Origin of the sequence: Lactiplantibacillus paraxiangfangensis (assembly GCF_036246185.1) — a bacterium.
GTDB lineage: Bacteria > Bacillota > Bacilli > Lactobacillales > Lactobacillaceae > Lactiplantibacillus > Lactiplantibacillus paraxiangfangensis.
The window spans coordinates 19,951-44,144 of the sequence record NZ_BTPW01000024.1 but is presented as its reverse complement, the minus strand read 5'-3'; the positions used below and the strand labels follow the sequence as shown (position 1 = coordinate 44,144).

Genomic DNA, 24,194 nt, shown 5'->3' with positions numbered 1-24,194 from the left:
AATTGGTCGCGTTTTTACACACGAATTCGGATTGAATTTACAATTCAGAACAAAAAAAGGAAACCAATTCGAAAATGAATTGGTTTCCTCATAAAGTTCCTCATCAACAGCCGTTGACAAAGAGCCAATCTTCCCACTATTTAAGTTCGCTTTATACAGCTAAAACACCGTTAATCCAACGCTCCAGCTTCATTTAGTCCATTATTCCCATTCAATAGTCGAAGGTGGCTTGCTCGTAACATCGTACACGATGCGGTTAACGTGATCGACTTCGTTTACGATCCGTACGGAAATCTTTTGCAAGACATCCCATGGAATCCGTGCAAAGTCGGCGGTCATCCCGTCGATTGACGTTACGGCCCGGATACCGACTGTGTAGTCGTACGTCCGGCCATCACCCATGACACCGACTGACTTGATCCCTGGTAATACCGTAAAGTATTGCCAGATTTCGCGGTCTAAGCCGGCCTTCTTGATTTCATCCCGTAAGATGTAATCACTGTCACGAACGATTTCAAGCTTATCTTCCGTGATTTCACCAATCACCCGAATCCCAAGACCTGGGCCTGGGAATGGTTGCCGCCATACAAGGGCGGATGGCATGCCCAGCTTTTCACCCAATTCACGTGCTTCGTCCTTGAACAAAGTCCGCAATGGTTCGATCAGCTTGAACTGCATGTCTTTTGGCAACCCGCCGACGTTATGGTGAGACTTAATCGTTTGCGCCGTGGACGTCCCACTTTCGATGACGTCAGTGTACAACGTCCCCTGCGCTAAGAATTCCATCCCGTTTAACTTCGTCGCTTCTTCGTCGAAAACTTGGATAAATTCGTTTCCAATAATCTTCCGCTTACGCTCTGGATCGCTAACGCCAGCTAATTTGCTCATAAATCGTTCCTTCGCATCAACTTTAATGATGTTCAGACCGAATTTACCTTCCAAACTAGCCATAACTTGGTCAGCTTCACCCTTACGTAACAGGCCGTGGTCCACGAAGATACTGGTTAATTGCGTCCCGATGGCCTTGTGTAATAACACGCCAACGACACTGGAGTCGACCCCACCGGATAATCCGAGTAAGACCTTCTTATCGCCAACTTCGGCCCGGATCTTTTCGATTTGCATATCGATAAAGTCATCCATTGACCAGTTAGCTTCTGCTTGGCAGACGTTAAACGCAAAGTTCTTCAAGATGTTTTCGCCGTAGTCCGTGTTCCGAACTTCAGCGTGCAATTGAATCCCGTAGAACTTCTTATCAACGTTTTGAATCGCTGCGATTGGGCAGTTCTTCGAAGTTGCCACCACGTCAAAACCATCTGGTGCCTGGGTAACCAAGTCACCATGGCTCATCCAAACTGACTGTTCCTTAGGCGTGCCATCAAACAAAGTTGACGCGTCGCCGGTCACTTGGATGTTAGCCTTACCGTATTCCCGGTTGTCAGCTGATTCGACCTTACCGCCCGGAAGCATGTAAGTCATCAGTTGCATCCCGTAACAGATTCCCAAAATAGGCAGGCCTAAATTGAAGATCTCAGGATCAACCCGAAAGGCGCCATCATCGTAAACACTGTTGGGGCCACCAGAGAAAATAATTCCCTTAGGGTGGCGGGCTTTGATTTCTTCAGCGGAAATCGTATTAGGCAGTAATTCCGAATAAATGCCGAAATCACGAATGCGTCGGGTAATCAACTGATTGTATTGACTACCAAAATCCAACACAAGAATTGAGTCGAAAGACGCGGTGTCCGTTTTTGCCAAGTTGTTCACTCCTTTTGGATTAATTAATGCTCAATAGGTCTATCATACTGATTTCTAAACAAGTGGTCAATAAATATGAGAAATTTCTTAGGCGCTAATACTTACGAAAATAAACGGCGTCAATCACATGGTGCGCGATTTTGTGTAAAATCAAATCCGCACGATTGCGGGTTGGCAGGATATAATCATTCAAGTTTTTCAAATCAACGTCTTCCCACACCCGCTTCGCCATCTCGATAGCTTCACCGTGATCGCCAATCGCCCACGGGTAAAAATAGTTCTTAGGATCTTGGAAAGCCGTCTTCATCAACGCTTCAAACCGGTCCAAGTACCACGATTCAATCAGGTCGGCGTCCGCATCCACGTAAACCGAGAAGTCGGTGAAATCGCTAATGTAAATGCGTTCGTTAGACGGTAGCTGGAGGACGTTGATTCCTTCGATGATTAGGATATCCGGGTGGGTAATGACGTCAAAGCGGTTCGGCACGATATCGTAAGTTTGGTGTGAATACACCGGCGCCTTCGCCAGCGGCTGGCCGCTCTTGACGTCGTTTAAAAACTGAATCAGCCGCGGCATGTTATAGCTTTCCGGAAACCCTTTGCGTTCCATCAGCTGCATTTTCTTCAATTCGGCGTTGGAATATAAGAATCCGTCGGTCGTAATCAACTGCGTCCGGCGATCCGGATACAGGTACTTCAGTAGTATTTCTAGCAAGCGCGCCGTGGTCGTTTTTCCCACGGCCACGCTGCCGGATACCCCAATGATGAAGGGCGATTGTCGATTTTGACGACGCAAAAAAGACGATTCCGTCGCCCGCCAAGATAAGTAATGCTCAAACTTTGCCTGCAACAAGTGGGTCACCGGCAAATAGATCTCGCGGACATCATCCAAACTAATGCGATCATTAAACGCTTTAATCTCATGTAAGTTGTCGGCGGTTAACGGCACGTGCCCGTCGCGGTAAAACTGCTTCCACTGTTCCCGTGAGAAGCGATAATAATTCAATTGCTCTTCCATAGTTGTCTGCCACCAATAGTAAATTAATGGGTTGATTATAGCATAAAATATACTGTTTGCCGGGGATTAATTTAACCATAATCAATCATTACATAACTAATCGTTGGGCTAGCAAGTTAAAACATTCATCTATCGAAAACAATCTGGAGTAAAGCGCAAAAATCCAATCAGAAAAGTTAATAATTTCTGATTGGATTTTTCCTATTATCATGGTCAAAACGTGTTCTAAAAGGCAATTTGCTCCGCTTAACCCGGCATCAGCAATCATTCCAACCCCAGGAATAATCACTGATGCCACGTTAATGCTCACAAATTAACCGCCTTTTATCTCACTCTTTTAATCTTCATGCCGCCGGTGACTCGCACCTAATCCAGCTAATAAGCCAGTCAGGCCAAGCGCACCAACGATAATTCCGGCTAAGCCAGTCGCCCGTTCATCGGTCTGTGGTAAAGCCGTCGCCTTAGCTTGTGCGGGGGCAACCGTGTGATCCACCTGACTAGTTGAAGTCAAAGGCTGCGCTGGTTGTGCCGCTTTAGCTGGCGTCACCTGCTTCTGAATCTTGGCTGGCGCAGTCGGTTGACTGGTCTCGCCATTATTTCCTGGTTTAACCGCGTCGCCGGTGCCAGGTTCGGTAATCATACCACCGTTACCTGCATCGGTCGTACTATTGTTATCGCCCGCATCAATCGCGTTACCACCGTTGTCCGGATTAGTAATACCGTCGCCATCACCTGGGGCGGTCGTTGTGCCACCACCGTTACCTGGGTCTGTCGTCGTACCACCACCGTTACCTGGGTCTGTCGTCGTACCACCACCGTTGCCTGGATCAGTCGTTGTGCCGCCACCGTTGCCTGGATCTGTGGTCGTTCCGCCACCATTGCCTGGATCTGTGGTCGTTCCGCCACCATTGCCTGGATCTGTGGTCGTTCCGCCACCATTGCCTGGATCAGTCGTCGTACCGCCGCCATCGCCGGGATCAGTTGTACCACCGCCGTTGCCGGGTTGGTCCGGTTTGCCGGCCTCAACGACCGTAACAACCGCCGTCTGGGTATAGAAGTTCCCCGCAATATCGGTATACGTGTAAGTGACCGGGTACGTCCCGGCAACGCTGGTATTCACCGTTCCGCTAACCGTCACCGCGCTCACTGTCAGTGGCTGACCCGTTGCGTCAGTTGCTTGGACCAAGTTATCACTCGGCTGCCAAGTACTCCCGACTTTCAATTGGCTGTCAGCGACTTTCAACGTCGATTGCGTTGCCACCACGTTAACGGTCGCCGTACCCGTCACTAAGTTTCCAGCGGCGTCCAGGTACCGTAACGTTAAGGTATAAGTTCCGGGTTTTTGAACGTTTGGTGTCCCAGTAGCCGTAATCTGGTTCAAGTTCGCTGCGGAAAGCTGCGTGCCGTCCGCCGCAAACGTTTTTTGCCAATCGATGCTGTCGTTTAACGTCCAGCTGGCTTTTGGTCCAGCGATAATCGTCACGTTTTGAACACCACTCACAGCCGCCTTAGTTTTAACGGTCGTGACCACCGCGGTAAACTGCTGCGTCCGGCCTAAGTTGTCAGTGTACGCCAACACGATGGTCTGTGGTTGCCCAATCATGGCATCGCTCAAATCGGGTCCCGTAATCACTTGCACGTCAGCGTTTTTGCTATCAATTGATTGCCCCGTGCTGTCCGTCGCGCTGTCGACGTCACTTAAATAGTCCCACTTAGCGTTCGGACCAGCGATGACTTGCGTTGGTTTGGTCGCCAAACTGGCTAGGTCAACGGTCACAGTCATCGTTGCCGTGACGGGATTTCCCGCTGCGTCCGTATAAGTTAGCGTCACCGTTTGGGCACCCGCTTGTGTTTTATCGATTGACGTCATCGTAACCCCGGTAAAATCAGTAATTGTTTTACCGGAGGCGTCCGTCACGCTTTGCACCAAATCAGCCGCCGTCAGCTTGGAGACGTCTTGTGGCCAAACCACTTGCTCCGCTTTAGCCGTAATCGTCGCCTGACTGGCAAGTACGTTAACGATGGCCGTCGCTGAGTGCACGGTGCCCTGGTCATCGGTGTACGCGAACGTGACGGTTTGTTGGCCCGCCTGCGTTAAATCTGGACCGCCATTTACGTTAGTAATCTTTAAATTAGCCCACTCACTGGCGTCGATCGAATTACCGTCGTAATCACTGACACTGGCAAGGTGGTCTAAGTAGTTCCACGTGGCGTTAGGCCCCATGACCACTTCACTTGGATCAAAGCTAATTTGCGCCTTTGATTGGGTCACTGGTTGGAAGACCAACGCCCCCGCTAGCAAATCAAACCCGTTCATCGACTGGCCGTTGAGATCCGTTGGGTACGTCGTATATGACGCGTCGCTTAGATAAAATTGACCGTACACTAGCTGCCCTTGGAATAACTGTGGGTTAACTAGTGTATATTGCCAAACGGTTGCCGTGGTGCCGTCAGCCTGTTTCTGAGTCACTTGGTTTGCGTCGGCAACGACCAACTTACCATCTGCCGTTCCATCAGCTTGATAGTAGCGCACTTGATAATTGATTGATTCGCCGTGAATCCCCTTGATTGGGGAAGTGACGACGACCGTGTCGCCCTGCTGATAACTAACGGCCTGCTTGTTAAAAGCATACTGAAGCCAACCGGTTACACGTCCGCCCTTATGCGCTGATAACGTGTTCAACGGGCTAAAGTCGGTAATATTATTCCCGCCAAACGACATCATTGGACTAGACTGCGGATAATTATTTTCAAGCACTGCCTGAACAAACGGCGCTAAAATCGCAAATTGATGGTTGTTCATCCCGTAAGGATTAATTGACATCGGCTCAGTAGAGCCAAAGTCTAAGTCATAGATATAGTGCGGGTCCAAATCGGCAATCGTCCGTAATTGCTCATCCGTTGCGGCCCCCCAGTAAGGGGTCTCCAGCGTTAATCCTCTTAGAGTAACCGCTTTCAGTGGTGAAAAATCGAAATTAGGCATTTCCTGGTAGCTGGCCCCGATTGCCACTTGGACACCAACTGAAACCCGGGATGGCAAATCAGCCAAGGTTTCCAAGCCTTTAAGACTCGTCACCGGCTGAACAGCCCCGTTGACCGCGGTTGTCACGTTCAGACTCTGCCCGTAACCGTTACCGTAAGCTTTGATGACGGCCTTAGTCAGTAACTGATTATCCTTTAAACTCAGACCTTTGCGAACGGCAGCCAGTAAGGTTGGATCCTCAAACTGGTCACTCAAATCTTGATTATCGTCCGCTGGCGCAACGGGTGCATCCCGCAACGTCTTCTTCTGATTAGTCGCTGTCGGTTGCGCGACATCTTTGTCAGCCGGCGCAGCTGCATCACTAGTTAGCTCATTATTCTGATTAGATTCCTGCCCAGCACCCGCCGCTGGTTTTTCATCATTTTGCGCACCGGACGTGCCAGACTGTGCTGGTGTTTCTGGTTCAGCCGACGTCTTTTCATCAGGCTGCGCGTCTGACGCTGCGGGCTTTACTGGTTGTTCTGAATTGCCTTGATTTTCCGTTTCAACCTTACCAGTCATGGTAAGGGATTCCGATTCAACTTTTGGCGTACTGGTGGTCTTCAACGGTACTTCTTTTTCCGTCGATTGCGTACCTGTAGCCGTCGTATCAATATTGTTATTAACTGGTTCATTCGTATCGGCTTGTCCCACAACCTGTGTTAACCCCATAGTTGCCACCGTAATTCCGGCAATGATCCAAAACCGACCTTTTTTATACATCTTATAATGACGTTTAGTTGTTTGTAATTGTGTCATGATTTGTCGCCCCCGCTATTAATCACTTTTATACCACAACAATTAAGTATATTTAAATAACAACGCTCTTATTAATTATAGTACTCAATCATATTGCGTAAATCAACTTAAACGTCTAAAAAGTTACCCTCATTAACTATCTCAACGTAATAACATGCCAAAATACGGGACACCATCGTCATTTTGACCACAGTGTCCCGTATTAATCTTTTTATTAAATTATTTTTCCCGTTACGCCGCGTACCTGACCGATACAAAGACGCTCCCTAAGATCAGTACCGACCCGACGACAAATCCGGGCGTTAAATTTTCCCCGAGCAATAGCCAACCAAGCAACGTTCCTACGACTGGCTGTAGTAAGTAAAACAGTCCAGAAGTACTCGTACTGATTAGCGTTAACCCGGCGTTCCACATCACAAACGCAAACGCGGTGGAAATGGCGCCGACGTAAATCAAGCAGGTTAACACCTTCAGATTTAAGAAGTTCACGCCCGCAAAAGCGTCCGGCATGCTCAGCGCAAACGGCGTCAAGCAGACCATCGCAATGATCGTGGAAATAATGGTAATCTGCAACGCACTGTAATCGGGCACCTTTTTGATTAGGACAGACATCAACGACCACGTCAGCGCCGCTAGGATCAGCAATAATACTCCGACTAAGATGTGTTTGCCGGCGAGATGAATCCCGACGATCATCACCACACCTAAGGTGGCCAAAATTAGCGCGAACACTTTAACCCGGTTGAGCTTTTCCTTGAATAATAACCACGCGAATAGCGCCATGAAGGTCGGCGTCGAGCCGGTCACGACCGCTCCCGTCTGGGCACTGGAAAACCAAGTTCCCGTCTCCTGCATGACAATTGACACGGTATACCCCGTCAGGCCAATCAGTGCAAACCACTTGTAATCCTTAACTTGCACGTGCCACTTTTCCCGTTTTAACAACGCAAACCCGATTAGAAAAATCAGCGCTACCAAGTATCGCAACCACACGAGTTGTAACGGGTGGATCAAACCAACGACTTCTTTGACCGCCACAAACGTTCCGCCCCAGATTGCCGCCGCGCTACTCAGCAACACTGAGCCTAACACCTTTGAATTCATCAACTAACACTCTCTCACGCCAAATTTTAACTTTATTAAAATAACAGGAAATATTATACCGCTAATCCCGCTTCTCAATTCAACGGATTAGTCATTAATCGTTACCAATCCAAAGTTTTCTAAACTTTATAGTGCTAAATGGTTGCACTCTTATAAAAAAACTATATATATTAAACTATTAGCTTTTATTAATTGGGGGAATAAATATGCACAAATGGCGGTGGGGTTTACTCACATTAACGCTAATCTTAGGAATTAGCCTCATGACACAGTCAGCACAGGCAACTAAGAAATCCAAGGGACTAATTCTAGATAATGCTCGTCAGTATTACTCGGTCAAAACGATCCAAGGCTTCATCCGCCGCGTTCACGCTGGGGGCGGAACGTTTATCCAGTTACATTTAACGGACGACCACCGTTACGGCGTCGAAAGCAAAACGCTGAATCAAACCACTAAAAACGCCCGTCACAAGGGAAGCGTCTATTATAATCGCAAAACCAAGCTCGCCTTTTTGAGCAAAAAACAGCTCCGTTCTCTGATCGTTTACGGTCACAAGCGCCACGTTGAAGTGATTCCCGAAATCGATACGCCCGGTCACGCTAAGGCGCTCGTCAAATTGCTCAAGACGTCCAGCGCCACTAACAAAAAATTGGCCAAACAAGTCACAACGGGCAACGAGATGAATCTCCGGTCAGCCAAAACGGCCCCGTTTGTCAAAAAACTCCTGGGTGAGTACGTCGGCCTGCTTTACCGCGGTCAGCACATGGCTATCGGGGGCGACGAATACAGTGCGTCCACCGCAACTCATCAACCTAACACTGTTAAATACACCAACACGTTGAACCGCTACCTGAATAAGAAGCATCTCAAAACCACCATGTGGAACGACGGGCTGATGCGCGCGGATTTGAAAAAGATCGACCATAACATCCTGATCACCTACTGGAGTTATGACGGTGAAAACGACGACCCCAAGCAAGTCAAACTCCACCGCAAGATTCGTCCGACCCTTCCCCAACTCAACAAAGCGGGCTTTCAGACCATCAACGCCAACTTCTGGTACCTCTACGTCATTACGAAACCAGCGACGTTCAAGAAGGCCAACGTCAGCTACTGGAAAAATGACTTAAAGAAGAACTGGAACGTTCAGGTCTGGGATAAGACGAACCCCCAAGACCTTGCGAAGAGCAGCAAAAACATCGGCTCAGCCATCTCCATCTGGGGCGACGGCAAGAAGACTTATTCGCAAGCCCAAGTCGTCAGCAAAACTGCGCCGTTCTTAACGGCCTACTTTAAGCAGTAACGGCCCAAAGAGCGTTATTCCTTTATAACCTAGTCTGGTCGTCGCTGATAGCTATGCCATTAATTACTAGCGTAATAACAACAGACCACTTCGTATTTAGCGAAAGTCGGGCAGTCTTGGTGTGCTGTGTCGGCAAGATTGGCAGGTGAACCTTGTGCCAATCTTGCGGGGCGATTCAAAGACGTGGTTTATCGGCTTTGAATCGAGGTTCCAGACCGCACCGTGGCTGGGACCGTCCCCCACAGCACACCAAGACTGCCCGACGGAGCTACCAATAATAACTGCTTCCAATCTAAAAGGCCTTTCCCGCAAAAACGGAAAAGGCCTTTTTTTATATTAAGACTAAGCTTGTACAGTCCGCTGTTCGGCCTGCATGGCTAGATAAGCTGATTCAATGCGATTAAAGTGGTCGTTTGTGAACCGCTTGATGACTTGGTGCTGATCATTCCAATCAATCACGATGTTATCGGCGACCGCGTCATAGTAAATCGATAGATGTTCATCGGTCCGCCGTTGTGCGTAATGTGCCTGAATTAAAACGACCAGTTCACCAATGGTTTGCCCAGCTGATAATAGTGGGGTGTTGAAAAATGCTAAATAATTTTCTAACGTTGACTTAATAATCATATTAATCACGCTTTCTATTAGTAGTTGCCCTATCAATACCGTCGGCTTATAGGTCAATTATAGCAAAAGAAAGCGCTTTCTCAAATAGCCAATCCATTTATCAGCCCGAACTTAGATCGTTAACGCACTCGCCACTTGGTTTGCTTGACTAAATAAATCTTCAATAATTTCTTTAGCGGGACGAATCTTGGTGAACATCCCCGCAATTTCACCAGCCATCGGGTTGCCGCCTTCAACGTCCCCGTCGTCGACCGCACGCTCAAACGAGCCGTCTGCTAACTGTTTCAAGTCCACTACCGGTGCCGCTGCTTGTTCTAATTGTAAATAATGTTCCAACATTGGGTTACGTAATGACCGGACCGGATCCCGGTGGGCGCGTCCCGTTACGATGGTTTCCGTATCGCTCGCCGCTAAGACCCGCTGCTTGTACGCTTCCGCTACCGGGCATTCGGCCGCCGTTAAGAAGATGGTCCCACATTGCACGCCGGAAGCACCCAACGCAAACATGGCGGCAACCGAGCGGCCGTCACCGACACCCCCGGCCCCGATGACGGGAATATCAACCGCGTCAACAACTTGTGGCAATAGTGCCATCGTTGACGTTTGCCCGATATGTCCACCAGACTCTTGACCTTCAGCGACGACCGCATCGGCCCCCGCCGCGACCATTTTATGCGCGTGGTGCACCGACGCAATCACCGGAATGACTTTAATCCCGGCAGCATGCAGCGGGCCAATGTACGACGCCGGGTTCCCGGCACCAGTCGTCACAACCTTGACGCCTTCGTCAATAATGACCTGTGCTAATTCCGGACAATTTTTCATTTGAAGCATCAAGTTAACGCCAAATGGTTTATCCGTTAATTCCCGCGTCTTTACGATCTCAACCCGTAATTCATCGGCACTGAGGCCGGCAGAAGCTAAAACGCCGAGGCCGCCCGCTTCAGACACTGCCCCAACGAGCCGATGATCCGCAATATGCATCATCGCACCAGAAAATATCGGGTACTGGATTCCTAACATTTCAGTAATAGTCATTATTCATTCCTCCTGTTATGTAATCGTTTCCATTTTGTTAAGAATATCACAATTAAACGTTGATTACTATCGACAATTCATCAAATTTGTCCCGTATTAAAGCGCAAAAAAAGCCCCGCCATAACTAGACTTGGTCTAACCATGGCGGGTCATTTTACGGCGACTAAACGGTCGCTTCATTTAACGTATATAAATCCGGGTTAACACGGCTGAGCAGTGGTGACAATTCGCCCACCGCTACAATCGTTAATTCGTGCATCGCCCGTGAGCAGATGGTATATAGCAATTGCCGTTCATCTTCGCGCTGATAATTATCCGGGTTAGCGTTCCACACGATCACTGCGTCAAATTCAAGTCCCTTAGCTAAGAAGGACGGTACTACGATGACGCCGGGTGCTAACCGTTGATTTTCGGTCCGAATCAGCGTGACCTTTTCGCCACGAGCTTGCAACGCGTCGGTCAACGCTTCACATTCGGCCAACGTCTTACCAATGATGGCCGTTGTGTCCCGGTCCGAATCATTCATGGCAAGTTGGTCAACGACTTGATCCACGGCATCATCAAAATCACTCGTTACCGCCACATTAGGGAGGTCCCCTTGGCGATCAAAGGCGGTTACGGCTTCACCGTTCACTAAGATTTCCTTAGTAAAATCGGTGATTTGCTGGGTCGACCGGTACGACTTGGTTAGTTGAACCACCCGGGTCTTCTCCGGATCAAACAACGTTTCAAGTTCACCAATCAGCGTGTGACTGTTTTCCTTAGTGAAAATGGCCTGGTTCAAGTCACCGAGCATCGTAAAACGCGCGTTTGGAAAACTAAACTTCAAGAAAGCTAACTGGAAGGCGTTGTAATCTTGAATTTCATCCAAGAAGACAAAGCGAATATCCCGTTGGCCCTTCTTACCCGTCATTAAATCATGCAAGTACATGTAAGCTGAAACGGTCGTCAATGAAATGTGCCGTTCCTTGATGCTGGCTAATTTCTGTTCAACCGCGGCGTCCCACTCGTCCTGCGAAATATCGTACTTCGCTAGGTCGATAATTTGCGGTACTTCGCGTAAAAAGTGCGCGTACTGCATGTTGATACTCAAGAACCGGTTCCGGACGATCTGTGTTCTAGCCGTCCCTAACCGTTTCATGACAATTTTACGTGCTAAGAACTTAAATTCCTGATCCCCGTTCTTAAACTCACGGGGCTGATTACCATACAACTGGTTAATTTCTTCGCGTGATAAGTCCTGAACGACGTCTTCAACCCACTTAGACCGCATCTCAGATTCCACTTTGCGATTCAAAATTTTAATTAAATCTTCCTTGGTTTCCGATAACCGGTTGCCTAAGTGATAATTTTCATTAAATGAATAGTAGATTTCTTTAATTTTTTCCCGTGGAATAATGACCTCATCGTTCAACGTGATGTTTCGAAAACGCATGTCGGCTTGTTCCAAGTGTTTACCGTAAGTCGTTACCGCGTTAAAGAACGCTAGGCTACCTTCCAGCTTCGTCACTTTGGACATCGCATCCGTATTTTCAGCTTCAAACCGTTGTTGCAAGGTTTCGACCTGCATCCGTGGCAACCGGTACGAGGCGTACTGGTAGTACGTCATCTGTACCATGTTTTGTTCGCCTAGTTCTGGCAACACTTGGTTAATATAATCGTTGAATAATTGGTTCGGTGAAAACAGGATAACTTGTCCGGCCGTTAAATTCCCGCGGTACCGGTACAACAAGTACGCGACCCGTTGCAAGACCGACGACGTCTTCCCGGAACCGGCCGCCCCTTGAACAAATAACAAATCGGAGCTAGTATCCCGAATAATCGTATTTTGTTCCTTTTGAATCGTCGTTACGATACTCTTCATCTTAACGTCTGACTTTTCGTCTAGAACTTCTAAGAGCATCGAGTCCCCGACCGCTTCGTCAGTATCGTAGACGGTCACGAGCTTCCCGTCATCAATCATCAACTGCCGCTTAAGCTTCACGTTGACTGACTGGGGACCGTCCGGCGTTCTGTAGGTCACATTGCCGAGACCACCGTCATAATAAATACTAGAGATGGGCGCCCGCCAGTCATAGATCAAGAAGTGATCCGGCGTATCCGAAAAAGAACTTAGCCCAATATAAATGGTCTCAGTCTTCGGTTCACCGGCTTCGTGGAAGTCCAAGCGCGCAAAATACGCGTTTTTTTCCAACTTCTTAAGCGTTGATAACTGCTTAGTCGCGTGTTGCCAGCTATTTTGACGCTCATCTAACATCTGTTGCTGCTGGCGCACGGACAGGCCAGTCTCCATCATCCCTTCATAACTATCCGTCTTAATATTAACGTCGTTATAAAAGTTGGTTTTAATGTCGGCTTGATCCTTCTCCGAGCGCGCAATGGTTTGGCTTTGTTGATCCTCGGCCACCTTAATCTTTGCAACCACGTGATCTAAGTGTTCTTGTTCTAAAGCTTTAATTGACTTAGCCATCTATGACGCCCTCCATTCCTAAATATCGAACAATAATTTTAGCACTATCAGCGCCATGACTCAATTAATAACCGTTTAATTATGGTTTATAAGGATGAAAACTACAAAACTCGTGTAAATTAGCCGCTTCGGTGGTCAGAACTGGCGTGCTATTGGGGACGGTTCCAGCCAAACTTCGGTCTGGAACCTCACTTCAAAGCCGATACCCCACGTCTTTGAAGTGCCCCGCAACATCCAGTCGGCTCAAATCGCCGCCTGATGTTGCCGAGACAGCACACCAATTCTGACCGCCTGCGCTAAATACGTCCATACTATTATAGATTGATTTAAATTCATTAGATAGCATGAGTGCCAATTTAACAGTCCTTAAACATAGCTTTCACCCTATAATTATTAATTGAATCTTCGGCAAACTAAAATTAATACCAACTTTCGATTCTAATGGTCAGAAATGTCATCATTTATATCACGCTTCCAGCGCAACCAGTCAGGTTCAGTACGCTGTGAAAACAATGTTAACCGACGTTGTTTGTCGGTTTAGATTGCGGACGCCTTTGGTGACTTGCCTTTTAGGCACCAAAGCGAGGTTGCAGACCGATTTTTGGCTGCGACCGGTCCTCACAGCGTACTGAGCCTGACTGGCGGAGCGGGGCCCTTTTTTCATTAATATGTATTTAATCTCTGTTTATTCTTCGACGAAGCCCGTTAACCAAGCGATAGCAATCGCAATGACTAACAGCACACAAAACGCCTGAAAGATCCGGTTCGTCCAGTAAATCCAGTCTGGGTTAGTTCGCATTTGGGATTCCTCCTTTTAACAACATTCTTCTAATATATCGTTTTTTCCGGGATTGTACGACCATTATTTTCACGTTTGCACTAATTTTTACATGAAAGTGGGCTATTCCTTTTCAAAAATCGTCAAAAAGAGTAATCTTTCAAGGGAATACTTGGAGGAAAATGCCATGCAAATAGTTGAATTAACACCTTACCAACCAGACTGGCGCACGACGGCTAGTCGCTTACAGACAAATTTAAAAACGATTCTGGAAACAAGCCTACTTGCCAGCAGCCACGTTGGTAGTACCGCCATGCCACAAGTCCTTGCGCGGCCAACCATCGACTTAGCCCTACTGGTGACCGATGTCGTGACCGTCGCCAAGCAACTCGACCTCACCTTAATTGATGGCGCCCCGCATACGTTTAGCACGGTTCTGCTGGGTCAAACGGTCCACCTGATTATTTTAACGAACCGAGACGACTACCAGCAATTACTGACGTTTCGTGACTACCTCAACGCGCACCGCACTGACAGTCGTAAATACACGGCCATTCGGCAAAAGGCCAGTCAGGATGCCACAACTTACCTGCAGACTAAGGCCGCTTTTATGGCAGGCATCAATGACAAAGCCAGCGACTGGTTAGCTACAAAGAATCAGCATGAGCATCACGACCGCACCGTTCGCGCCGAACTCGTCAACATGTGTTTGATTGTTAATCCTCAAACCGGCGAGGTCGTCGTCGAAAATAAGATCGACGCACAGTGGCGCGGGCTAACTTTTCCCGGCGGGCACGTCGATCCCGGTGAATCGCAAGTCAGCGCCATGAAACGCGAAGTCTTAGAAGAAACCGGCCTGACTGTCAATCAGCTCAAGCTCGTCGGCACCGTCACCTGGGTCGAAAATGACCAAGGCGACGTGTCGCTAGGAACGCTGTACACCACTAACGACTACTCCGGTCACCTGCTGGCGGGGTCTTACGAAGGCGCCATCAGCTGGCAGCCACTCAGCGCGCTCACGCCCGAAAAACTAGCTCCCGGAATCAGCGCCATTCTCAAAGTCTTTACCGACGCGAGTCAAAACGAAGCCTTCTGGGGCTTTGACGACGACCAACTCCGTGTTTATTAACGAATCGAGGAATCTATCTTATGGATCAAGTTTCACTAGTCATTATTTTATTTGCCGCTTTACTGATTCCACTGGTGATGGCCAAGTTTAAAATCAGTAGTCTGCCAACCGCGGTCATGGAAATCATTATCGGAATCATCCTTGGCCCCAGCGTGTTCAACCTTGTCAACACGACCAGCTCAATTTCGCAGCTCTCCACTATCGGCGTCATCGTCCTCCTATTTTTAAGCGGGATGGAAATTGACTTCAGTTTATTCAAAAAGCGTCGCACGGCCTTGACGCCGCTGGAACAAAAAAACGCCGTTAACCTGCCAAAGTACTCGCCAGTTCGGCTATCGGTTTACGCTTACGGAACCATTGTCATCTTATCCCTGCTTCTAGCCGCATCCTTTAAAGTTAGCGGGTTATTCAGTGACTTCTGGCTGGCAACCATCTTATTTGCCACCATTTCCCTCGGAATCGTTATCGCCGCCTTAAAGGAAAAGGAACTCCTCAGTAAAGCGTTCGGACAAACTGTCCTGCTGATTGGGGTCTTCGGTGAACTGGTTCCCATGATGGGCTTAACGCTCTACGCTTCCGTTTACGGGAGTGATTCCAAAAGCTTATGGTTATTATTATTAATCTTGGCGGTTGCCGCACTGTTACTTCTGCGGTTCAAACCGTTCTTCCGTTTTTATCAAAATATCAATAAATCAACGACGCAATTAGACATTCGCCTAGCCTTCTTCCTAATCGTCACGATGGTTACGGTCGCCGAATCCGTCGGGGCTGAAAATATCTTGGGCGCGTTCGTCGCTGGGATCGTGTTGAAGTTGTTACAACCGAGTGAAAGTACCCGTGAACGTTTAGATTCCATCGGTTACGGCTTCTTCATCCCGATTTTCTTCATTACGACCGGGGTCGACTTGAATTTACGCACGTTACTCTCTAGCGGAAAAACGTTACTTTTAATTCCGTTATTCTTCCTCGCCTACATGGTCGCCAAAGTCGGGGCCTACTGGGTACTCAAATTACGTTTCAAATCCGCGAACGCCTTAGCCGGAACGGCTTTAAGCGCCACGACCATGACCATGGTCCTAGCCGTCTTACGGGTCGCTAAATCCATGCACACGATTACGACCGACCAGTCCGGCGCCTTCTTGCTGGCTGCGTTAGTCACCTGCATCGTGTCGCCGTTGATTTTCAACCGCGCCTACTCCGCGGAAAAAGAAGACCTCGTCAAGACGTCGGTCCACTTTATCGGGGCCAACTTAAGCACGGTGCCGGTCGCCCAACAGTTGCGCAAAGGCTGGTACGACGTTCAGATGTACACGAACCACGAGCACAACTACGAGACCTACCACTCACAGCTACCCGTGACGTTAATGGAAAACTTTTCCGCCAGTGACCTAGAAGACGCCGCCGTTTTTGATACGGACATTCTTGTCTTAGGTCACATCGACGCCGAACGGAACTACGAGTTGGCAAAGGCCGCTCACGACTACGGGGTCAAACGGATCATTGTCCGGTTTGAAGACCGCAATGTCTTAAACGAACACGAAGACGAACTGAAGGACTTAGGCGTAGAAGTTTACAATACACCGGAAGCTAATATCACGTTACTGCGTGCCCTGATTGAATCGCCATCGACAATGTTGATGCTCCGTGATACCGAAAACAGCATTTACGAAGTCCGCGTTGTGAACCACCTCTATACCAACGTTCAGATTAAGAACCTCGCCTTTGCGAAGGACATTACCATTAGTCAGGTTATTCGTAACCGCAAACTGATCGTGCCAAACGGAAATACGATGATCATGTTCGGCGACCGGTTGATTTTTACCGGCTCAAAGCAAGACGCGCCGCGCATTCGGCAAGCCTTAGCAACTGCCAACTAACGCCTGAACATTTTATGGTAGAATGAACACATTGTGTCTTAGTTTAAAATATAGAGGAGTTTGAGAATGGCAACTTTTTCCGTTTACATGGTTCGACACGGACAAACCTACTTCAACAAATACCGCCGGATGCAAGGCTGGTGTGATTCCCCACTGACCACCGTGGGCGAAAATGACGCGCGCAACGCGGGTAAGATGCTTAACGGCATTCATTTCGACGCTGCCTATGCCAGTGACATGTCCCGCGCAATGCGGACCGCACAACTGATGCTACCCGCCAGTGATAACGCTGATTTAACCGTCCAACCACTGGCTGCCTTCCGGGAAGCTTTTTACGGCTACTTCGAAGGTGGCGACACGTCTCAGACTTGGTTTGAAGTCGGCGCGCCCCACAAGGCCCCGACCCTTTCAGCCATCATTGATCAGTACGGTATCGAAAAGGCTAAGGACTTCTGTAAGGAGGCCGATCCTTTCCACAGCGCTGAAAATAACGATGAATTCTGGCAACGGGTCAACGGCGGGATCGATACTTTGCGCGCCAATCAAAAAGACGGCGACAAAGTATTGCTCGTTTCACACGGCAATACCATTTATAGCATCGCCGACCGCTTTGCCACGCTGACTTCACCAGAACGTCCCCAAAACGGGAGCGTCACTAAATTTACAATTACCGATGACGACGTCCAGCTAGACTACTTGGGTCGCAAAGACCACTTGGCGTAAGGAGGAATAACCATGTCACAATTTTCAATTTACTTTATTCGCCACGGCCAAACCTACTTTAACCTATTCAACCGGATGCAGGGCTGGTCAGATTCCCCGCTAACGGACTACGGTAAGGAAACGGCAACCAAGGTCGGGCAAGCCCTCAACGGCACTAAGTTTGACGCCGTTTACTCAAGCGACTCTAAGCGGGCCATTGATACCGCGCGCCTCATCAGTGAAGCCGCGAACTTGATTGATTTAACGCCTAAGTCATTGATGAACTTCCGCGAAGTCTTTTACGGCTACTACGAAGGTGACGATTCGAGCCGCACGTGGTCATTGGTTGGCCAAAAGTACGGCGTGAATAGCTTGCACGCCCTCTTGGACCATATCAGCATCGAAGAAAGCCGCGACCTGATGAAGTCGATCGATCCTTGGCATGAAGCTGAGGATAACGCGACCTTCTGGGAACGCATCAACCAAGGCTTCGACTACCTAAAAGCACACCATGATAACCACGAAAACCTCTTGGTCGTTTCGCACGGCACGACCATTCGAAGCATGGTGGCCCACTTCGCCCCTGACATTGACATCACTCAGGGCCCTAAGAATGGTAGCCTGACCCGCATTGACGTGGATGGCGACCAAATCAAAGTTGTGGACTACGCCAAAGAACTCGTCCCAACCATCGCCAATCAACATTCATAATAACCAATCAAATATTAGGCCTCTCAAGCAGCAATCACCGCTGTTTGAGAGGCCTATTTATGTCGCCCTAAAAGTTAAAAAATCTATCAACACCATAACAGTAGCGCTAGTTAGTCCTAAATTAGCCGCTCCGTCAGGTAGTCTTGAGTGCTAGGGGGGGGCGGTCACAGCCATGGTGCGGTCTGTGACCTCGATTCAAAGCCGATAATTCACGTCTTTGAATCGCCCCGCAAGATTGGCGTATGAAACGCTCGCCAATCTTGCCGACACAGCACTCAAGGCTACCTGACTGCGCTCAAAACAGTCTTCTATTGTTATGACTGTCGGATGATCGGAGGCTACCACTGATGGCATCGGTCGTGAAGGTGGCGTTAGAACGGCGATTTTTTGCCGGTTTTTACACCACGGACGGTCCGGGACAATTGCGGGTTTTGCAACTGTTCCGGAATCGGGGCTAGACCGCTCCTCAGGCTAGCCCCGGTCCCACGACCGCATGCCATCAGTGACAACCGGAATAGCTAATTTGTATTGATCTAGATACCAATAATCCTTAACTTTAACTTTCAAGCTCTATCTGTCCCATTAACTCGTAACCTTAATGCCGATGATGCCAATTATCAGCATTGCGATAAAGATCCAGGTCACTGGCGCAATCGTATCCTTGAAAAAGACTAGACCGACGAGAATTGCGCCCACCGCGCCAATCCCCGTCCAAATCGGGTACGCAATACTCAACGGTAAATGTTTGGTGGCTAGGGCTAAAAAGCCAAAACTTAAGATCATCCCAACAATGGTCGCCGCACTGTACCCTATATGGCTAAAACCGTTACTCAATTTCATCATTGTCGCCCACACCACTTCAAACAATCCGGCAACTACTAAATAAATCCACGTCATCATAATTCCCTCCCAAAATAAAAAAAGACAACGCGCCCCACCTTCCACTTAGACCTAAGGAAGGTGATTGCACGTTGTCCGGTGACAATCCGTTTAATTAATTCAGTCCACTATAGCAAAGGTAGGTTGAGCGGTCAAGCTCACTCACCGATTAACATCCACTTTGTTAGCGGCGTTAGTGGTTCCGGGAGCGCATCTAGTTCAAAGAACCCGGCCGTACTCGTCTCATCCGTTGCTTTGACGAGTTCGCCGCCGTTAGTATTGCCACGGTAAAGCACGGTCACACTATCAATGACATCCCCATTGGGATAGCGGTAGTGCATCTTGGGACCACTAAAAACGTCGATCAAGGTCAGGTCGCCAACGGTTAGACCCGTTTCTTCTTTTAATTCACGACGGGCCGTCTGCTGAACGGACTCACCGGGTTCGGTCGATCCCGCTGGTAACCCCCAGCAGTGGTTATCATTGCGGTAGACCAACAACACTTTTCCCACCGAATTTTGCGCAAGCATCGCCGCTCCGGCCACGACTAACGGCTGGTGGCCCACTTTTTTTCTGAGATTTAAAACGTAACCCATTTAAAAGTCCCCCTTAATACCCGAACCAATAATATTTTAATTAGGCATGTTATACTTAAAGCAACTATAACACGTCAGGAGTGATTGAATGTCCGAAACTAACGTCAATCAAGTTCAAGAAGTTATTATTGCCGGGATGTCTAAAACGGTCTCTAATTACGATTATGCGATGTCGGAATTAGAAGCCCTCGTTGAGGCAAATAACATGCACGCTGCGCTACGGATCGACCAAGGGTTGGACAAACCCAACTCAGCCACCTACTTTGGTAAAGGTAAAGTGGTTGAGATTAAGGAAGACGCCGAAGCACATGATTTACACATTATGGTCATTAACGCCGACTTGACGCCCAGTCAGGTCCGTAACCTTGAAGAACAAACGGGGCTTCAAATCATTGACCGCACTGGTCTGATTTTGGAAATCTTTGGTACTCGGGCTCGCAGTAAGGAAGCCAATCTCCAAGTTAAGATTGCTCAGCTTCAATACCAATTACCACGCTTACGAACCAGTATTTCGAACCGTCTTGACCAACAGGCCGGTGCGGCAGCTGGTGGTGGCGGTGGTTTTACCAACCGTGGTTCTGGTGAAACACAACTGGAATTAAACCGACGGACGATCCAAGACCGTATCAGCCATGCTAAGCATGAACTGAAGGAACTCAATAAGGACGAAGAAGTCCGGCGCTTGCAACGCGACAAAGCCGGTTTGCCTAACGTGGCCCTAGTCGGTTATACCAACGCCGGTAAGTCCACGACCATGAACGGCTTAGTCCGGTTATTTGGCAAGGGCGAAGACAAGCAGGTCTTTGAAAAAGACATGCTGTTTGCCACTTTGGATACGAGTATTCGGCAACTGACCTTCCCTGATAACAAGCAATTGTTACTCAGCGATACGGTCGGGTTTATCAGCGACTTGCCGCATAACTTGATCAACGCCTTTCGCTCGACGCTGGCAGAAGCCGCTAACGCGGACCTGTTGATTCAAGTTATCGACTACTCTGACCCGCATTACAAGGAAATGATGGCAACGACCGATAAGACTTTGAAAGAAATCGGCGTCAATGATATTCCGATGATCTACGCCTACAACAAGGCTGATTTGACGGAAGCCAACTATCCTAATCAACAAGATGATCAATTGATCTACGCGGCCAGAGATGAAAAGTCACTACAAGTTCTGACTCAAATGATGAAGGACAAGGTCTTCAAAGGTTATGTCACGACGACGCTCCTCATCCCATTTAGCGATGGCGACGTGGTTGCTTATTTAAACGACAACGCTAACATCCTGAAGACGGATTACGTGGCCGACGGAACCCAGCTAGAAGTTGAACTTAACAGTGTGGATGCCCAACGTTATGAAAAATACGTGGTTACACCCGCTTAAAGATGAATAAACGAAACAGCTCCTGCAGAATTGACTGCGGGAGCTGTTTTTGTTTATCACTAACTTTAAAAAGTTTTTTTCGCCAATAACAACGATACTGGCTGACGGAGCGATTATTGCATGAAGTCTTTTTTCCCGCTCCGGACCGCGGCGCGCCATAGCGAACTTGCCGTCCATAAACTTACAATAACGATTAGCCAGCTCAATGCCGTCAGCGACAACGATTTGACGACCGTCGCCGCAACGATGACCCCGAGAATGCCGCCTAAAATGATGCCAAAGAGACCCCGGTAATCGACCCGGTCGTGACGGATAAAGTTGACGGCTGACGTTGGCATCAATAGCGCGCATGACAACATCATAATTGGAAAAGCCGCAATCGGTGTTAGGCCTAAGAAGTAAACCATCACCATGCACGGCGCGTATAGCCCAACCCCGGCGGACATTAACAGTCCCAAAATAAAGTTACCCACAATACCGATGGCAAGCGGCCAACCGCGTAACGCGGTAGCTTGATTCGCCGCACCTAGTAAGCTGATCCAGCCAAGGAGTTTAGCCGCCATTAGTCCAGCGGTGATGACTAGCGCAATCCCCATAATCAGCTGTATCCGCCGTTGATTTAACTTGGTCATGACCTCGCTACCTAACAGCGCTCCAATGGTTGCCGCCAAGACTAGACTGATCAACGTCCAGGGGTCAACTTTCACCGTCGTCACGAAGAACAACGCCTCAAACGCCGTCGGAATCGCGTGCATTGTGTTCAAGGTCCCCGGCAAACGCCGTTCATCCTTTAAATAGTGACTCGCTTGAAAAATCGCCGTGGAAGTGACAAAGCTGCCGATGCCCAAAGTATCTAAAAAATCCGTCAGCGCGCCAATGCCCATCCCCCAGCCAAAACTACGATCAATAATAGCAACGCCGCGACGCTTGGCACCGTTTAGCAGCAAGCCAAATAAACCGACGCTGGATAACGTCAGAATGACCACGATTGCAATTACCATAATTCTTCCCCACTCTCTAATGCGTACTTGTCAGATTATACTCGCCTTTTGGGGTGGAACAAAATAAATTGCTACTAACACCGCGCGTCAAAATAATAAAAATGTGAATATTTTGTGATTTTTTTATTAATAAAGATAATCGATTATGATATGATAGTTTTTAACTGTGATAATAATTTACTCAGTTACACATTTTTACTTATATTTATAATATTTCGCCTAGTATAAGTATCCTTAGGAGGAACATCGATGTCAGAATCAAAATTTTGTATGAAGTGTGGGAAGAAGATTCCCATAAACGCTACCTTTTGCCCTATTTGTGGTGCAACCCAGGAAACAACGTCCGCCACTGAAGGTCAGAACCAGAACACCGACGCTCCAGAAAAGAACAATCAGCCTAAACGTCCAGAGCGTGACAATATGTGGACCGCACTAAAACTAGGCGTTCAGCAAACCTTTACTTGGTCGCAACGCATTTCTCGCCCGCAATACTGGTGGCTTTACTTAGACTTAGTGTTGATCAGTTTTATTTTAAACATCATGCTTGGTACTAAAATCTATAGCGACCCATTACAAACTGGTATTTTACATACTATCTTGCTTCTTATTTATTCTGCCCTCTCCACATGGATCTCAGTCATGCAATTTACAGCGGGTGTTCGCCGACTCCATGATACCAACCGATCAGCCCACTATTTATGGTTAGCACTTATTCCAATTGTCGGACCAATTTTACTTATTGTTTTCTTATGTCAAAAACCTAAGGAAGCCGGTAAACGTTTCGATCACCTATCAGGTCAATCAAAACCTTGGGTACAAAAATGGTGGACTTGGTGCATTCTAGTGCTAGCCACCGCCGTCTTTGCGGGCGTTATTGGTTTTTCAACTTATACGATGTCCCTTGCCAATTATCCAACGACCACCACTACCAGCTCTGACGATAGTTACGATGACAGCGATGATGATAGTGATGATGAAGATACTGATAGTGAGGACGACGATACCGATACCGATTCTGAATCAAGTTCTGATACCGACAGTATTACTATTGATGATGATAAGATTAACCTTGCTGATCAACAAGCTTACACGACTTCATTTTCTGATAGTAGCTGGGCTGGTTCGACGTTTAAAATCGACAAAGTTACGGTTTACAAAACAGACGGGACTTACACTAACGGTGAGGGTAGCGATAAGCAAGAGTTTAACGGGATCGTAAAAGTCCACATGAGTATTCATGCCGGTCGCGATATTTCAGCATTCCCAACTCAAGCTAAACTCAGCACCAACGATGGCCAACAGGTGGACGCCGATTTCGATAGTGATGACTTTGACGGTGATTTGAACAGTGGCACCAATGCTGATGGTAATTTATACTTTATTTTGCCAAAATTATCCAGTGTTAAAGACCTGACAAGTATCCGTTTGAAATGGGATTCTAGTTACGATACCGATGATTACGACGATGACAATGACTTTAAGACCTTCGACGCAACCATCAATTTAAATTAGTGACAACTTAATTTCCGTTATGGATTCAATCCAATCAAGGTTGACTATCAAACAAAATTAGATAAAACCAAACAATAAATAGGTTCCCCCATCGAGCTACTTAGTCCGATAGGGGAACCTATTTATATTCATTGCCTAAAGATTGAAAAACAAAATGATTACCAATTAATTGATATAGCACCATTAGGATCAATAAAGTTGTTAGGCCTTCCACTTCCGGTCGTCCGTGATTTCATCTGCCGTGGCGACCTCCAGCTATATTATGGGGTATTATCAAACATGACTAATTTGTTTTAAAACAATCTTAGCGTAGCCGGCAGAAGCAGCGGGCCGTGTCGGCAATGTTAGCTGGCGTTTTTTTGCCAGGTTACATTGCGGGACGACTTGAAAGACTCGTCCTTTGAGGCTTTCAAGCGAGGCGGAAGACCGTTCTTTGTCTGTAGCCGACCCCATGGCCCACGGATTCTGCCGGCGAAGCGCCGAAAAACACTGAATTTCTAACGATAATCAGAGCCATTGCCAATC

Annotated in this window: 18 protein-coding genes; 7 read left to right on the top strand and 11 right to left on the bottom strand. The window is 47.9% G+C overall.

Annotated elements, in window-relative coordinates; translation table 11 throughout:
• Nucleotides 1-201 precede the first annotated feature (201 nt).
• From guaA to AAA939_RS12280, 5 genes are all read right to left on the bottom strand, one after another.
• Nucleotides 202-1,758 (bottom strand): glutamine-hydrolyzing GMP synthase, encoded by a 1,557-nt coding sequence (gene guaA, locus AAA939_RS12300; RefSeq protein ID WP_083491609.1) that lies wholly within the window; start codon nt 1,756-1,758, stop codon nt 202-204.
• Nucleotides 1,759-1,852: 94 nt separating this feature from the next.
• Nucleotides 1,853-2,776, bottom strand: a complete 924-nt coding sequence (coaA, locus tag AAA939_RS12295; protein ID WP_338210828.1) for a type I pantothenate kinase — start codon at nt 2,774-2,776, stop codon at nt 1,853-1,855.
• A gap of 88 nt (nt 2,777-2,864) precedes the next feature.
• Nucleotides 2,865-3,086: a hypothetical protein gene (locus AAA939_RS12290; RefSeq protein ID WP_338230902.1), complete on the bottom strand. Its 222-nt coding sequence runs from the start codon at nt 3,084-3,086 to the stop codon at nt 2,865-2,867.
• Nucleotides 3,087-3,113: 27 nt separating this feature from the next.
• Nucleotides 3,114-6,557, bottom strand: coding sequence for a bacterial Ig-like domain-containing protein (locus AAA939_RS12285; protein ID WP_338210832.1), 3,444 nt, complete (start codon nt 6,555-6,557; stop codon nt 3,114-3,116).
• A gap of 231 nt (nt 6,558-6,788) precedes the next feature.
• Nucleotides 6,789-7,661 carry a DMT family transporter gene (locus AAA939_RS12280; RefSeq protein ID WP_338210834.1) on the bottom strand — a complete coding sequence of 291 codons (873 nt, stop codon included), beginning with the start codon at nt 7,659-7,661 and terminating at the stop codon, nt 6,789-6,791.
• 206 nt (nt 7,662-7,867) lie between these two features.
• Between AAA939_RS12280 and AAA939_RS12275 the strand changes: the two genes are divergently transcribed.
• A complete protein-coding gene (locus tag AAA939_RS12275) occupies nt 7,868-8,965 on the top strand; it encodes a family 20 glycosylhydrolase (RefSeq protein ID WP_338230901.1) in 1,098 nt (365 codons plus the stop codon).
• Between the two features lie 342 nt (nt 8,966-9,307).
• On the opposite strand, the gene AAA939_RS12270 is transcribed toward AAA939_RS12275, so the two are convergent.
• From AAA939_RS12270 to helD, 3 genes are all read right to left on the bottom strand, one after another.
• Nucleotides 9,308-9,592: a hypothetical protein gene (locus AAA939_RS12270; RefSeq protein ID WP_338230900.1), complete on the bottom strand. Its 285-nt coding sequence runs from the start codon at nt 9,590-9,592 to the stop codon at nt 9,308-9,310.
• A 111-nt stretch (nt 9,593-9,703) separates the two neighbouring features.
• Nucleotides 9,704-10,630: a nitronate monooxygenase gene (locus AAA939_RS12265; RefSeq protein WP_338210840.1), complete on the bottom strand. Its 927-nt coding sequence runs from the start codon at nt 10,628-10,630 to the stop codon at nt 9,704-9,706.
• 163 nt (nt 10,631-10,793) lie between these two features.
• Nucleotides 10,794-13,100 carry an RNA polymerase recycling motor HelD gene (gene helD / locus AAA939_RS12260; RefSeq protein WP_338210842.1) on the bottom strand — a complete coding sequence of 769 codons (2,307 nt, stop codon included), beginning with the start codon at nt 13,098-13,100 and terminating at the stop codon, nt 10,794-10,796.
• A 965-nt stretch (nt 13,101-14,065) separates the two neighbouring features.
• On the opposite strand from helD, the gene AAA939_RS12255 reads away from it, so the two are divergent.
• The 4 genes from AAA939_RS12255 (at nt 14,066) to AAA939_RS12240 (ending at nt 18,297) form a co-directional block, all read left to right on the top strand.
• Nucleotides 14,066-15,007, top strand: a complete 942-nt coding sequence (locus AAA939_RS12255; RefSeq protein ID WP_338210843.1) for a GrpB family protein — start codon at nt 14,066-14,068, stop codon at nt 15,005-15,007.
• Nucleotides 15,008-15,027: 20 nt separating this feature from the next.
• Nucleotides 15,028-16,884: a cation:proton antiporter domain-containing protein gene (locus AAA939_RS12250; protein ID WP_338210845.1), complete on the top strand. Its 1,857-nt coding sequence runs from the start codon at nt 15,028-15,030 to the stop codon at nt 16,882-16,884.
• Between the two features lie 66 nt (nt 16,885-16,950).
• A complete protein-coding gene (locus AAA939_RS12245; protein WP_338210847.1) occupies nt 16,951-17,607 on the top strand; it encodes a histidine phosphatase family protein in 657 nt (218 codons plus the stop codon).
• Between the two features lie 12 nt (nt 17,608-17,619).
• A complete protein-coding gene (locus AAA939_RS12240; protein WP_338210849.1) occupies nt 17,620-18,297 on the top strand; it encodes a histidine phosphatase family protein in 678 nt (225 codons plus the stop codon).
• A 582-nt stretch (nt 18,298-18,879) separates the two neighbouring features.
• On the opposite strand, the gene AAA939_RS12235 is transcribed toward AAA939_RS12240, so the two are convergent.
• Nucleotides 18,880-19,194, bottom strand: coding sequence for a DMT family transporter (locus tag AAA939_RS12235; protein WP_338210894.1), 315 nt, complete (start codon nt 19,192-19,194; stop codon nt 18,880-18,882).
• 140 nt (nt 19,195-19,334) lie between these two features.
• Complete coding sequence (locus tag AAA939_RS12230; RefSeq protein ID WP_338210852.1) at nt 19,335-19,772, bottom strand: NUDIX hydrolase; 438 nt, start codon at nt 19,770-19,772, stop codon at nt 19,335-19,337.
• An 88-nt stretch (nt 19,773-19,860) separates the two neighbouring features.
• On the opposite strand from AAA939_RS12230, the gene hflX reads away from it, so the two are divergent.
• Complete coding sequence (gene hflX / locus AAA939_RS12225; RefSeq protein ID WP_338210853.1) at nt 19,861-21,156, top strand: GTPase HflX; 1,296 nt, start codon at nt 19,861-19,863, stop codon at nt 21,154-21,156.
• 113 nt (nt 21,157-21,269) lie between these two features.
• On the opposite strand, the gene AAA939_RS12220 is transcribed toward hflX, so the two are convergent.
• Nucleotides 21,270-22,157 carry a TSUP family transporter gene (locus AAA939_RS12220; protein ID WP_338210855.1) on the bottom strand — a complete coding sequence of 296 codons (888 nt, stop codon included), beginning with the start codon at nt 22,155-22,157 and terminating at the stop codon, nt 21,270-21,272.
• Between the two features lie 249 nt (nt 22,158-22,406).
• Here AAA939_RS12220 and AAA939_RS12215 point away from each other — a divergent pair, with 249 nt between their 5' ends.
• Nucleotides 22,407-23,669 carry a DUF805 domain-containing protein gene (locus AAA939_RS12215; protein WP_338210857.1) on the top strand — a complete coding sequence of 421 codons (1,263 nt, stop codon included), beginning with the start codon at nt 22,407-22,409 and terminating at the stop codon, nt 23,667-23,669.
• Nucleotides 23,670-24,194: the final 525 nt, after the last annotated feature.